Annotated in this window: 10 protein-coding genes; 7 read left to right on the top strand and 3 right to left on the bottom strand. The window is 51.3% G+C overall.

Translation table 11 applies throughout. The features are described 5' to 3' along the window. Positions 1–140: 140 nt before the first annotated feature. The 3 genes from PVOR_RS07560 (at position 141) to PVOR_RS07570 (ending at position 8831) form a co-directional block, all read left to right on the top strand. Positions 141–4199 (top strand): S-layer homology domain-containing protein, encoded by a 4059-nt coding sequence (locus PVOR_RS07560; protein ID WP_006208551.1) that lies wholly within the window; start codon positions 141–143, stop codon positions 4197–4199. A gap of 296 nt (positions 4200–4495) precedes the next feature. Next, on the top strand, positions 4496–8071 hold the full coding sequence (locus PVOR_RS07565) for a family 10 glycosylhydrolase (RefSeq protein ID WP_006208552.1): 3576 nt from the start codon (positions 4496–4498) through the stop codon (positions 8069–8071). 121 nt (positions 8072–8192) lie between these two features. Beyond that, on the top strand, positions 8193–8831 hold the full coding sequence (locus PVOR_RS07570; RefSeq protein WP_006208553.1) for a TVP38/TMEM64 family protein: 639 nt from the start codon (positions 8193–8195) through the stop codon (positions 8829–8831). On the opposite strand, the gene PVOR_RS07575 is transcribed toward PVOR_RS07570, so the two are convergent. Both PVOR_RS07575 and PVOR_RS07580 read right to left on the bottom strand, forming a co-directional pair. Next, complete coding sequence (locus PVOR_RS07575) at positions 8826–10496, bottom strand: PH domain-containing protein (RefSeq protein ID WP_006208554.1); 1671 nt, start codon at positions 10494–10496, stop codon at positions 8826–8828. The genes PVOR_RS07570 and PVOR_RS07575 overlap by 6 nt on opposite strands. After that, positions 10489–10971 (bottom strand): PH domain-containing protein, encoded by a 483-nt coding sequence (locus tag PVOR_RS07580; protein ID WP_006208555.1) that lies wholly within the window; start codon positions 10969–10971, stop codon positions 10489–10491. The genes PVOR_RS07575 and PVOR_RS07580 overlap by 8 nt, the downstream gene beginning before the upstream one ends. Before the next feature lie 334 nt (positions 10972–11305). Between PVOR_RS07580 and PVOR_RS07585 the strand changes: the two genes are divergently transcribed. The 4 genes from PVOR_RS07585 (at position 11306) to PVOR_RS07595 (ending at position 13850) form a co-directional block, all read left to right on the top strand. Then, positions 11306–12091 carry a helix-turn-helix transcriptional regulator gene (locus tag PVOR_RS07585; protein WP_006208556.1) on the top strand — a complete coding sequence of 262 codons (786 nt, stop codon included), beginning with the start codon at positions 11306–11308 and terminating at the stop codon, positions 12089–12091. Continuing rightward, positions 12054–12263 (top strand): hypothetical protein, encoded by a 210-nt coding sequence (locus PVOR_RS33160; RefSeq protein WP_442952216.1) that lies wholly within the window; start codon positions 12054–12056, stop codon positions 12261–12263. Before PVOR_RS07585 ends, PVOR_RS33160 begins: the two co-directional genes overlap by 38 nt. A 55-nt stretch (positions 12264–12318) precedes the next feature. Then, positions 12319–12828 carry a GyrI-like domain-containing protein gene (locus PVOR_RS07590; protein WP_006208558.1) on the top strand — a complete coding sequence of 170 codons (510 nt, stop codon included), beginning with the start codon at positions 12319–12321 and terminating at the stop codon, positions 12826–12828. Between the two features lie 347 nt (positions 12829–13175). After that, complete coding sequence (locus tag PVOR_RS07595; protein ID WP_006208559.1) at positions 13176–13850, top strand: pectate lyase; 675 nt, start codon at positions 13176–13178, stop codon at positions 13848–13850. Between the two features lie 140 nt (positions 13851–13990). Here the strand turns inward: PVOR_RS07595 and PVOR_RS07600 are convergent, their stop codons facing one another. After that, a complete protein-coding gene (locus tag PVOR_RS07600) occupies positions 13991–14461 on the bottom strand; it encodes a GNAT family N-acetyltransferase (protein ID WP_006208560.1) in 471 nt (156 codons plus the stop codon). Between the last annotated feature and the right edge of the window lie 73 nt (positions 14462–14534).

Here is a 14534-nt window from a genome sequence, read left to right on the forward strand (position 1 = left end):
CGCAGCTTCTTTAAGCGCAGATGTCATTATTTACATAAGTTTTACGGAGAGATAACAAGCCATTAACTCCCCTTTGTTATGCTGGAGCTGTTTGAGAGCGGTGTTGCAGACCCATCCTACATAATAAAAGGAGAGAATTAATGATTAATCACGTGTACAAAAAGCTATTATCCATGCTGTTATCCACGGCACTCGTGTTTGGATTTTTTGCAGGTCTCGGATTCCCGGCAGTGGCGGAAGCCGCAACACCGGGTCAGCCGGATATTTTGCTGCAGCGTAATGCCGATTGGAAATATTTTGATCAGGGACAAGATTTAACGACCGTTTGGCGCGCTACCTATGACGACTCCTCTTGGGCAAATGGACTGGCTCCATTCGGCTATAAGGATAACGGAAGTGGTGTAACCACTGCGGAATTTGGACCGCTTCAGACCGTAATGGACTATGGAACGGACAAAGAACTCAAACACCGCACGACTTACTTCCGTACAAATCTTCAGGTTAACAAGGATCAAATCGACGGTTACGGCCAGATTCTCGGAACGTTTGGCGTTGATGACGGCGCCGTGCTCTATGTCAATGGACATGAAATCAGACGTATGGGGATGCCTGGCGGTGAAATCACGTATTCCACCAAGGCCACTTCCAATAAGGACCTTCCGGTTGTATATGCGGATGTGGACCTGACAGAGCCGCTGAAAACATACCTGCAGGACGGCAGCAACGAAATTGCGGTCGAGGTTCACCAGCAGAGCGACAGCAGCTCGGATCTGTACTTCGATATGGAGCTTATCGCGTTAGAACAGGCTCCGGTGCTGGATATCTCCAAGATTACGGTAACTTTCCATGGAGACACAACAAGCGAGAAAGGATTCACCTGGTATACTCCGCTGGGATCATCCCGGAGCGATGTTCAGGTTGTGGAGAATCGCGGCAGTACGCCTGATTTCGCTCAAGCGCAAGTGTTTCACGGACGGACTTCCATCTCTGCGAACTCTCCGGGCGAACATGTTCATAAAGCGGAAGCGACCGGTCTGGCGGCGGATACGTCCTACTATTTCAGAGTTGGGGACGAAAGTCTGAATCTGTGGAGCGAGGCGGGTACCTTCGAGACGGCACCTGTAAGCGGAGCCTTCTCGTTCATCGACCTGACGGATACGCAGGCGAAGGAGGAAGACGAGGCGATGCTGTCCGCAGCTACCTTGTCCAAGGCGCTTGCGACCATCCCTGATGCCAAATTCGTTGTCCATAATGGGGATGTGGTGGAGAACGGGACTTCGGAGCAGGAGTGGAACTGGCTCTTGGGCCATTCACAGTCCAGCCTTTTGAATACCACAATCGCTCCGTCCGCGGGCAATCATGAGGACAAGAATTACGCTTTCTATGAGCACTTCAATGTGAAGGAGCCGGATAACGCTGCAACAGAGACCGGCGCATATTACTCTTACGACTATAGCAATGCCCATTTCATCGTGCTCAACTCCAATGAGAATTCGGCCGAATATGCGAACTTCTCCGCGGAGCAAGTAGCTTGGATGAAGCAGGATGTGGAGCAAGCGAAGGCTGCAGGGGCAGAATGGATTATCGTAAACATCCACAAGGGTCCTTACACGACTTCGAATCATGCAACCGACAGCGATATCATTGGCGTGAATGGCGTGCGTAGTAAAATCGCGCCTCTAATGAATGAACTTGGAATCGATATGGTGCTCCAGGGTCATGATCACATCTATGCGCGTACGAAGCCGATCAAGCGTGACGGAACGGCTGAAGATGTCACCAAAATTACCGAGACGCTGAACGGTGAGAGCATTGAATATGCGGTCAAGCCGGATGGAACGATCTACATGATCCCAGCGACCGCCGGGGCCAAGGTTTATTTTAAGAACCAGAAGCCGGAGCTCGGGGACGCGTATTTCAATTTGTTTGAGCGCGCGGAAGAGAATCATGCCCGTCTGTACGGGGACACAACCAGCTTAGCCAGAGGCCATGTACAAAATTTCGTCGGGATTACAATCGACGGCAGCAAGCTGACGGCTGTTACGTATGAGATCGATCAGAACCAGAAAAACGCGCAGCCTTTCATCGTGGATCAATTCGGAATCATGAAGGAAACGAAGCCGGATCCTGTTCAGGAGAAAGTGAGCAAGGTGACCGTTACATTCCACGGCGATGCCACAACATCCAAGGGTTTCACCTGGTATACTTCCCAGCAGGTGACAGGCAGTGACCTTCAAGTTGTGGAGAAGACGTCTGCCGCACCGGATTTCACAAACGCCAATTCGTTTAGCGGACGTTCGGCTCCTTCTACGAATTCGGCAGCAGAACTTGTACACAAAGCAGAAGCAGCCAAACTCAAGCCGAATACGACCTACTATTTCCGCGTAGGCGATGAGACACTCGGCGTTTGGAGTGACATGGGAACCTTCCAGACTGCACCGAAGAGCGGAGCGTTTACATTCATTGATCTGGCGGATACGCAGGCGAAGGAAGAAGATGAAGCGGTGCTTTCATCCGAGACGCTTGCCAAGGCGCTTGCTACGGTTCCGGAGGCAGAATTTGTCGTTCACAATGGAGATATCGTGGACAATGGCGTCAAAGAAGAGCAGTGGGATTGGCTGTTAGGACACTCGCAGGAAAGCCTGCTTCATACAACACTGGCCCCTTCCGCGGGAAATCATGAGGATGAGAACTATGCTTTCATTGAGCATTTTAATCTGCAGCAGCCGGAGCATTCAGCAACGGAGACCGGAGCTTATTATTCGTACGATTACAGCAACGCACATTTCGTTGTGTTGAATTCGAATGAAGGCTCGGCGGAATACGATAACTTCTCGGTAGAGCAAGTAGAGTGGCTTAAACAGGATGTCCAAAAAGCCAAGAAGGACGGTGCGCAGTGGGTGATCGTTAACATCCATAAAGGCCCGTACACCACGTCGAACCATGCAACAGACTCCGATATTATGGGGGCTAACGGTGTTCGTACCAAGATAGCTCCGATAATGGCAGAGCTTGGCATTGATTTTGTGTTGCAGGGTCATGATCACATCTATGCACGGACCAAGCCGATCAAGTCGGATGGCAAGGCGGCAGAACCGGTGAAAATTACGGAGATGTTAAACGGTGAGAAGCTGGAATACTCGGTAAATCCTGACGGTACAATCTATTTGATTCCGGCAACCGCAGGTCCGAAGGTCTATTATAAGAACCCTAGCTCAAGTCTGGGGGAAGCGTACTACAACCTCTTCGAAATTGCAGACGAAAATCACGCTGCCAAATACGGTCCGGACCCGAGCGATAACCGGAGACCAAAACGCAGCCAGGTGCAAAATTTCGTCGGCATTACGATTGACGGCGGCAAGCTGACGGCTGTTACGTACGAAATCGATCAGAACCTGAATGGAGCACAGCCATTTATTATCGATCAATTCGGAATTGTGAAGAAGGATGTTCAGACGCCGAATCCGGATCCAGGGACTCCTAATCCTGGCACACCGGATCCGGGTCCTGGCACATCCAATCCAGGATCAGGAACCAACTCGGGCTCGGGCAGCAATCCAGGCTCCGGTTCCGGTAATGAGACCCATCCTGGCAATGGATCGGGCACAGGCTCTCAGCCTGGCACCAATCCAGGCTCGGGTTCCGGCAACGGGAATCCGCCAGTCATCCTGAAGGATACGGCGGGACACTGGGCCAAATCAGCCATCGATAAGGCCGTGGCAGCAGGCTTCGTGAACGGTTATGGCGACGGAACCTTCCGTCCGAATCAACATGTAACGCGTGCAGAATTCATCACTATGCTGGGACGTGCATTGGGTCTGAATGCAGGTGGTACTGCCCTGACGTTCACAGATACAGCGAAGATCCCTTCCTGGGCGAAGGATGCTGTAGCCCAGGCGTCAGAAGCCGGCATTATAAGCGGCTACAAGGATGGATCCTTCGGCCCTCATCAAGGGTTATCCCGAGCAGAGCTGGTTGCTATGGTTGTTCGCGCCAGCGGGATCGGTACCGATTCTGCAACGAAGCTGAGCTTTAACGATACGAAGGATATCCCGGCTTGGGCGCGGCCTTATGTAGCCGCTGCAGTTGAAGCAGGGCTTGTAGGTGGAGTGGGCAATAACCGCTTTGCTCCACAGCAGGTCGCCACCCGGGCGGAAGCCGTAACACTTATTATCGGACTTCTTGAATATACGAAATAAAGGAAGAGTTGGAAGAAGCCAATGCGGGAGTTTTGTCCCGTGTTGGCTTTTTTATGCCGTCTACGTCAAGGACTATGAAAATTCCTGCTTAAAATATAAAATTTTATTTTATTAAAACTATTGAAATTTGAAATAAAATTTCAATATGATAGAGCTAGAGATGAACGAGAGATCAGGTCCATCGCGATCATCTACTCTAGCGAGGAATCGGAGGTGAGTGTCAGCCCGATTTACTTACAGATTGGGATCAAGGTTTAGGATTGTAAGCACTCATACTATAGGGAGTGAATTGATGAATGATAACCAAAAGGCGTGTCTATCGAAGCAGCAAGTCTGTCCTGTCCATGACACTGGCGTTAGCCGTGATGTTCAGTTCGGCCGTTTCCGCGTGGGGCAATTCCATTGAAACGAATGCAAGCGGCGGAGAGCCGGGAGCGGTGGTGCTGGAGGATTTCGAATCAGTAACGAATCTGTTTGCGTCTTCCGTAAGGGGGAAGGCCGAACTGGATTTAGCGGAGAGGCCGGAGCGAATCTATTACGGGCGTCACGCTGCAGCTTTAACTTATGATTTTGTAGGCAGCGAATCCGGCACCTCGGCGGCTTATCTCAACTTCAAAGACCCGGATGGATCAACAGGCAGAAGCATTCCCGGATCACCGAAGGCACTCGGCTTATGGGTTTACGGCGACGGCGGCAACCACTGGCTCCGTGCGCAGCTTCAGGATTCTGCAGGCGGTAAGCATGCCGTTGATTTAACAGCCACCACCTCCGGTTTTAGCTGGAAGGGCTGGAAATACGTCAAATTTAACGTTCCCTCGGCCATCAAGACTCCTCTCAAAGTGAATCAAATCTACGTCACCGAATTAAAAGACACGAATAAAAACAAAGGTACTGTATACTTCGACAGACTAACCGCATTCTATACGGGTTCCCCGGTATACGGGCTCGACATCGGCGGGCTGACGCCCATGGGTGCTGGAGAATCGGTCATGCCGCAAGTCTATGCAACTTATGAAGGTCAGACGGAACCAGCCTTACTGACATCCGGCGTGAAACTGACCAGCAGTGACGAAACCATCGCTACCGTTACGGGCGCTACATACGACACCATTGAGGCCTTGAAGCCGGGAATGGTGACCATCACGGCTGAGTACGGCGATGCGCCTAGGGCTCAATATGAGCTTCATATTACGCAGGATACTCCGGTTCCCTATGAATTGCTGTTATCCGGACCGCTTCATATGGAGACTAGCGTTACCGGCGACATGAGAACCAGCGTGGTTTACTCCGTCTACGGAAACCAGACCGATCCTGTGTGGATGACCGAAGGGATCAGTTATACAAGCGATCAGCCAGGCGTTGTGTCGGTCGACCAAGCGGGTCAATTGACCGCGGTTTCCGAAGGAACGGCAGCCATTACCGCCTCGTATCGGGGAGCTGCAACACAGCACACCATTACGGTGACAGATCCTGTTCCTGTTCTGCAGAGCATTGAACTTCAAGGACTTACGTCCGTGACGGTAGGAGATTCTTTTGAAACGGTTGTATCGGCTACGTACTCCTGGATGAATGAGCCGGTAACTATAGAAGAAGACGTTACGTTTACCAGCAGCAATTCAACCGTCGCTTCTGTTACGGATCAAGGGGTTGTAAGCGGTTTGAAGGTAGGCTCCGCTAGAATAACAGCCACATTCCAGGGAAAGAGCAGCTCGCTCTACATTACGGTAAATGAAACCCCGGAGCATCCGAAAACGGAGATGAGGGCAGCTTGGATCGCTACCGTTGACAACATTGACTGGCCAGCCAAAGGGGTCACCGATCCGGCCCAGCAGAAGGAGCAGTTTATCAGCCTGCTTGATCAGCTGGAGAATGCGGGGATGAATGCGGTCATTATGCAGATCAAACCAACCGCGGATGCATTTTATCCGTCAGAGTATGGGCCTTGGTCGGAATGGCTGACAGGTGAACAAGGCAAGAATCCGGGTTATGATCCGCTGGCATTCCTGCTCGAGGAAGTGCATAAGCGAAACATGGAGTTTCACGCCTGGTTCAATCCATACCGCATCAGTCTTCAAGGGGACGTCAACCAGCTTGTAGAGGATCACCCGGCCAGACAGCACCCGGAATGGGTTGAGGAATATGGCGGAAAGCTGTATTTCAATCCAGGGGTACCGGAGGCACAGCAGTTCATCATTGATGGAGTCCTGGAAGTCGTTCGGAATTACGATATCGATGCCGTGCATTTTGACGATTATTTCTACCCGTATCCCGTAACCGGCGTGGATTTCCCGGATACGGATACCTTTAATCAATACAAGGGCTCCTTTACAAATAAGAGTGATTGGAGAAGAAATAACGTTAATGAATTTATTCAGAACGTGAACGAAGCCATCAAGGCAGAGAAGAGTTACATGAAATTCGGCATCAGCCCGTTCGGTATTTGGAAAAACAAATCCAGCGACCAGGCCGGCTCCGAAACGACGGGCCTTGAGAGCTATCATGCGATTTACGCGGATTCGAAGAAATGGGTCGAAGAAGAGTGGGTCGACTATATTACGCCGCAGATTTATTGGAATATCGGGTACTCCGCAGCGGCCTACGATAAGCTGATCGATTGGTGGAACGGTGTCGCTGCCGGTAAGAATGTACATCTGTACAGCGGACAGGCGGTGTATAGAATCGGGACAACACCTGAATGGTCCAATCCCGAGGAAATGCCGAACCAGGTGAAGTACAACCGCAATTTTGAGGAAGTCCGGGGCAGCATGTATTTCAGCTCCAAATGGTTCGCGCTGAATCAGCTCGGATTCACGGACAGACTGAAGAACGATCTGTACCGATATCCGGCACTCATCCCGGCTATGCCTTGGATTGATTCGGCGGCACCCTCTGCGCCCAAGCAGCCGAGGGCCAATCGAGCACAGGAAGGTGTGAAGCTCAGCTGGTCTTCGATTGACGACGAGACATATTACGCGGTTTATCGTTTTGATGGACGAGCCGCCGGCAATATGCAGGACCCGGCGCATTTGTTAGGGACCTTCAGGAAAACAGCCGGTATAACGCAGTCCTATATCGATCATACTGTCGCAAAGGGACAAACCTACACGTATGTTGTGACGGCTGTCGATCGTTTGCATAACGAGAGCAGTCAGAGTCCATCCGTAACGATAACAGCGGGAGACAGCGGCGAGCCGCCGGTTGACCCGCCGGTTGACCCGCCGGGGAATCCGAGTCCACCGGTGACGCCTCCAGTGACCCCGCCTGTAACTCCACCGGTCACTCCGCCGGTGACACCTCCTGTAACGCCGCCGACTCCGCCGAAACCTCCGGTGTTCAACGATGTGGACAGCATAGGCTGGGCGAAAGCGGCGATTGAGGAACTCGCTGCGCTTGGTATCGTAAAGGGAGTGGGGCAGGATTCGTTTCAGCCGCTGAAATCGGTGACACGAGCCGAATTTCTGGCCATGCTGGTCCGAGCCTTCCAGCTAACAGGGGAGGCAGAGCTTGAATTTACCGATGTAAGGCCATCCGATTGGCACTATGCGATCATCGCATCTGCGGTAGAGGCCGGGCTGGCCCAAGGCATCGGCGGCGGCAAATTCGAGCCGAACCGGCCGATAACCCGTCAGGAAATGGCGATCATGAGCGCCAATGCATTGACATTATTCACCGATATGAAGGCACAGGATGAGGATGGTACCTTGGCGAAGTTTAAAGACGGCAGCAGCATTGCAGGTTATGCAAGAAACGCAGTGGCACTCTTGGCCGAGAAAGGCGTGATCCAAGGAACCGGAAATGATCAGTTCACGCCGAAAGGAATCGCCAATCGAGCTCAGGCAGCGGTGATCATCTATAATCTGTTGAATCTTTAGGGTGATAAGAGTGACAAAGGGACATCCCGGGCTATAAGCCTCGGGATGTCCCTTTTGCCGCTTTGTTCAGGTAGACATGCTCCATGGTACAATAGAAGTATTACGAGCTGGAGTGTGGTGCATGGTCAAGAAATTAGCAATGGCATTAGTGTACATTGCCATAGGCGGTCTTATTTACGTTTACGGCGATGCTATTCTTGCATGGATTCAGACGACGGACAGCATGATGCTCATTATGTTCATGGCGGTCATCATGGCCTTGTTCCCCGTGATTCCGTATCCGATTGTCGGAGGTGTTATCGGTGCTGCCTTGGGTCCGGTTATCGGCGGACTGATCACTTGGGTCGGGTCAACCGCCGCTTCCATCCTTATGTTTATGTTCATTCGATACGGTTATCAGGAATGGGGCACCCGGATGCTTCATCGTTATGACCGTTTAGGAAAAGTGACAACGATGTTCGAACGGAATGCCTTTTTGACCATCCTCTTTACCCGGTTGATTCCGTTTATTCCTTCCATCATTATCAATGTGTATGCCGCTCTCAGCAAGGTGACGTTTACATCGTACACCATGGCGTCCGCCGTAGGTAAAATCCCTGCGATGCTGCTGTTCTCGATGGTAGGAGATAATCTGATGACCGACCCTTCCCATATCATCATAACTATAGGTGTGTATGGAGTCTTTCTGGCCGTAACGCTTCTCGTATACCGATGGTCGGGCTTTGGCCGTTCAGGTAGAACGGAGGCCGAACGGCTATAGCAACTCAATGGGTGGGTTATTCCGTTCTGTCGGGACGGTGGCCTCACCCTTTTTCTTTTGGAACCACGCCCGTACGGCCTCGATCTCTTGCTGATCCATCCCGCTTAAACTTTCGTTGATCTCGCTGAATATCATCTTCACCTGAAGAGACAGAAGACCTCTTCTGCGCTGCCTGCGGGTACCCGAAATTTCCAAGGCAATAATCTGTGGACGGCGAATATACCTTGTGGACAGCGCAACGAAACGGCTGCGGATCGTAAGCTGCTTATCGGTTACATTTAAACCGGAATCCCTGTGTGAGCGGAGCCCCCAGCTTACAGCCAGCGGAAGCAGCAGAAGCGATAACATACCCGGCATTTCAAAATACCAAATACACGCGGCGCTTGCCGCTGCGGCAAAGCCGAGCTTCCACCGAAGGTACATCCACTTTGCACGGGAAGGAGGAGAAGCCGAAATGGCTTGAGCTGTAAATTGGGGTGTAACCCGCTCCAGGAGCTCCGGAATATCCGTGGTCTTCAGCAGAGGGTGTAGCATGAAATGCTTATCGGATTCTGAAGTAAGCACATGAACCTTCACCTCGGCGTAACCGAACCAGCGCCGGAACACGCCCTCCTTCACTGTAATAGCGAGTACTCGCTCAGGAGAGAAGAGCAATCTTTTTTTCTCCAGCAGTCCGCAGCTGACCGAGATTTGTTTGCCGATACGCTCGACCGTAAATCCCGCATATTTAATCGTGTAGAGCACGGCAGAGAGCAGCCAGGACACAACAAGCGCCAATACGGCGATGCTGATCCAGCTGCCGGGCAAGAGCTTGCCTGCCGATTGAAACGCCGACTGGTACATCTGATCGGGTAGCAGGTCATCGGCAAAAGACAGAATACCGCCCACAAAGGCTAAAGCCAGTGACAAATTGGGTGAGGACAGCGCCGCGATGAGCAGTCGTCCCGTGGATAGCTGCAGCAGCGTGCTGCGTTCCTCCTCCACCGTGAATGGATCGCCCGCGTTTCTTCTATCTGCAGCGTTAGGATCGGCGTTTATGGCCGGAGTGTTTTGCCGACTCATGTTAAGGTCTGACGGGTCAATGGATTCATGGATCGTCTGTGGCTCCGGCAGCTGGACAGATAGCCCTTCCGACTCGTCGGGCAAGTTGTGTTCAGATTGCTCGCGGCCCTCATAAGTTTGCTGCTGAACCTCACGTTCCGTCTGTCTGGTTCGGGTTCGTTCTCGCAACCAGCGCTGGAGCCGTTCACCTTCGCTATTGGTGATGGCAGGCAATAAGCCGCCGCCTTCCGTTTTGCCTGGAGTTTCGATGCGAACCTGCGTAAGCCCCAGTATTCGCTGCAGTAGAGGCTGCTCCATATTCATGGAGTGAATGCGGCCGGTGTAGATGGATAACTCCTCACGGAACAGAACGCCTCGGCGGATGAGGATTTTGTCTTCCTCTAACGTATAGACGAAGCGTTTCCACTTCAGGTATCCGTATAACAGAAGCAGCCCGGCGATGATCACGATGACAGCGGATAGCCAGTACCAGGGGATATCACGCAGCGATTTTCCGTTCAGGAATTTAATGGATACCAGGGCCGCAATCGGAATGAGCGATTTTACGCTGTTAACGAGCGGAAACAGGATGAACAGCCGGTGAAGCCTTGTCGGTTCATTCATCGTGATCCACCACTTTTGCCAGCTCGCCAATCTGTTTTTTCAGTTCCTCTGCTTCCTCCAGCTTAAGCGCTTGAATGACATGTGTTGTTGCAGCGGTAACGACTTTTACCTTGGCCAAGCCATATTTGCGTAGGAGTGGTCCCCGCTCCAGCTCGACATGCTGAACGCGCGTCATTGGGACGAGGGTATCGCTGAGCCAGATCCAGCCGGAGCGCAGCTCCAATTCTTCCTCACTTACCTTATAGCCGAATTGCTTGTAGGTGAAAGAAGGCACAGCCCAAGTAAACCAGGCCCCGATAGCCAGCAGTCCGAGCGTGATCCATCCCGGAATCAAGGTCCATCCCAGCATGCCAGCCACAATGAGATAAGCGGTTGCCGCAAGTAGAATAACCCCATCTGTAATGAAGCCTGATATACGAGAGATGGTTACCGAGTCCGGGTGACACCTGTGCATGGTGTCGAGTCGATTGTTCATGTAGGTTCCTCCTTGATGTAACAAGATCGAACAGTCATTGCGTATTCTATGTATGTCTACGTTGCATGGGAAAGGAGCGTTTCATCCTCCCCTTTGAATGGCCGTGCCCTCATTGTAGCATAACAGTTTAACGACGCTCTGAACCTGACCTAACGGTTACTTGAACACATCCCGGATCGGTTAAGCTGGAATTAAGGAAATCGTCAGGCATTCCCGATAGGAGTGTTGCCTTCGAGAAGGCAGTATAAACAGATGTTCTGAAATACTCTCATAAGGCTTGAGCGTGAAGTTTCCTATATAATGAAGTGATTGTAGAATGAAAGGGTAGCGTGTCATGAAAATAGATCGACTGTTAGCCATTACCGTGCTGCTTCTTAATCGGGGGAGACTCAGCGCCAAAGAGCTTGCCGAGCGGTTTGAAGTATCGAGCAAAACCATTTACCGCGATATGGATACGCTATGCCGGGCTGGAATTCCGATTGCAGCCCACCAAGGGATATCCGGCGGATTCGAGATTATGGAACATTATATGATAGACAAGTACTGGTTATCGGCTGAGGAGATGAGTACGCTTGTCACAGCGGTCAAAGGGCTCAGCAGTGCGCTGGATGATCAGCAGATGGACATGCTGCTTGAGAAGGTAAAAGCGCTGCTGCACCGGGTAGAGCAGGGACATGGAGATGAATACCGGAGGAACCGGGATCCGGTTATTATGGATTTCCAGCCATGGGGACAGCGTCAAGGTTTGAAACCTGCCGTGAGCTTGCTCAAGAAGGCAATCCTTCAAAAGCGCCGAGTCAGCATGGCATATATAGATGCCAAAGGAGCTGCGGAGCAAAGAAACATAGAACCTGCGTCACTGATTCTGAAGGGGAATATCTGGTATGTGCATGCCTTTTGTTTGGAGCGGGAAGATCATCGCGTATTCCGGTTGTCACGAATGCAGGATATTCAGATCCTGAGTGAGACTTACAAGCCAAGACCATTGCCGAGTCTGGAGCGATTGGAATGGGAGTCCTCCTGGTACAAACGCCCGGGAGGAGGAGACAGTGCTGTTATTCCATTCCAACGCGCGGCAGAGGATGGCGGATATGTTTTCGCCGGAGCAGATATCCGTTAACCCGGACGGGTCTTTACGCGTGCACGTGTTATACCGATTGGATGAATGGTTTTACGGCATGGTGCTAAGCTTCGGGGATCAGGTGATGGTCGAGCGTCCCGCCGAGGCAGCCGAGGAAGTGAAGCGAAGGGCGCAATTAATCATGCGGCGCTACGATAACCAGGACAGATAGATGTCCACGTTACCTCTGTAGAATGGAGTTATATTCATTTCAAGGAGGATACAGCATGAGTAATAGCAATGAGAAGCAAATCGAGCGATTCGTAGAGGTCAGACCCGCCATGTCGATTCAGGGTGTCGGTGTACGAACGACAAATGAAGCGGAGGCAGGACCGTTAGCCAAGATACCCTCATTATGGGATCGATATTTCCAAAGCGGGCTGCAGGCATCATTGTCCGATAAGGATCAGGCTATTTATGCTCTATATACCGATTACGAGAGCGATGCGTCCCGGGCGTACACCCTGGTCATCGGTAACCGGATGGATGAAGGCGCAGCTGCCGAACCGTCCGATGAACTGCTTCAAGCGCACGTCCCGGCATCCAAGTATTTGGTGTTTCGGACAAGGCGAGGCCCTTTAATGGAGATCGTACCGCAGGTATGGTATGAAATTTGGAGCTACTTCGAGCAAGCAGAGGAGAAAAGGACGTTCACAGGAGACTATGAACGATACGATACGCTGCAGTTTGATCCCGCCAATACTGTGGTGGATGTGTATATCGCCATTGAATCGTAATCAAGCACCAAGCGGCTCCAGCATGTAAGGAGCCGTCTATTATGGGAAGTTACAGCTCTCGTTCCTATGTCTGTGCAACAGGCGTAGGGCGTGAGTTTTTTTCATTATAAGGCAGCGACGGGCAGTTCATGAGCAATCTTCAGATATGACTCCATATGTAAGCGATGAAATCTAATATAAAGATTATTCCTGTTATGGAAATAATTTGATATCGTTGTGGCGAATACATAACGAGGTGCACATCGATTGTGTATTCATATGATGCGTGTATTCAATGACAATGCAAAGGAGACAAGAGCTTTGGAATAAAGGGCTCCGCCCAATTCAAATTCGAAAGGATGAGATGGATGAAAAAAATATGGAGTTTGATTTTATCTGCTGGTTTGGCCGTGTCATGGTATGGTTTAGCGCCATCAACGGCGGAGGCGGCTTCCACCGTTGTCAATGAGACGATTCGCGTTGAGGCCGGGCAAACCTTTGACGGAAAAGGCCAGACGTATGTAGCCAATCCGGACACGCTGGGGGATGGAAGTCAAGCCGAGAATCAGAAGCCGGTCTTCCGGCTGGAGGCAGGAGCTACCCTGAAGAATCTCACAATTGGAGCACCAGCCGCGGACGGAGTTCATTGTTATGGCAACTGCACAATCCTCGATGTGACATGGGCAGATGTAGGCGAGGATGCGCTGACACTGAAATCGTCGGGAACCGTGAATATCACGGGCGGCGGGGCGTATAAAGCCTACGATAAGGTGTTCCAGATCAATGCAGCGGGAACAATTAACATTAAGAACTTCAAAGCAAACGATATCGGCAAGCTGGTTCGGCAAAATGGAGGCACCTCATTCAAAGTGGTCATGAATGTGGAGAATAGCGACATCTCCCAAGTGAAGGATGCGATTCTGAGAACGGACAGCAGCACGACGACAGGGCGGATCGTGAATACGAGGTATTCCGGTGTGCCGACCTTGTTCAAGGGTTTTGCGTCAGGCAATACGACCCAGTCCGGGAATACGCCTTATTAGAATTCGACAAGCATAGACTCTAAGCTAAAAAGCCCGGAAGCAGTGTTCATGCTGCTTCCGGGCTTTGTTGGGTTCGTTTTCGTGAGCAGACAAGAGCGGAATCCCACCTGCTCTTCACTAGAGCCAGAGATAATTGGGCGTTACACCTTCTCCATCGTAATGAACGTATGGCTTCCATTAGAGAACGCCGCATTTTTAACGAAACCTGTGGCGGTGTACAGGGCGATGGCACGCGCATTGAACTCGGCAACGGTTAAGCGAAATGATTGGGTATTATGCTGGTTCGAGATGGACTTCAGCACGAAGGTGAAGAATTCACGCCCCCGGCCCTGTCCCGTCCACTCGGGGAGCATTCCGATTCCAAGATCGAGCAGATCCTTATCGTATACACCAAGTCTGACACCTGCAGGTACCTGGGCGGAGACACCGGTGCAGAAGAATCCGATCAGTTGACCGGCTTCATTCAAGACAGCGGTGTAAGGCTGTTCCAACAGCTCTTGCAGCGACTCTTCATCATCATCCTGATTGTACAGGTCATATGGCGGCTCGTATTTCCACTGCAGAATTTGCTTGGCGAGGTCTATGGTCATCAGGCAGGTTACATAGGGCATGCGTATCACCTTTTTCTCTAAATAAGATTATAGTCACCATCCATTGTACGAGAATAGGTGTTATTTGGATAGC

The organism is Paenibacillus vortex V453, from assembly GCF_000193415.1.
In the GTDB taxonomy this organism is placed as follows: domain Bacteria; phylum Bacillota; class Bacilli; order Paenibacillales; family Paenibacillaceae; genus Paenibacillus_AQ; species Paenibacillus_AQ glucanolyticus.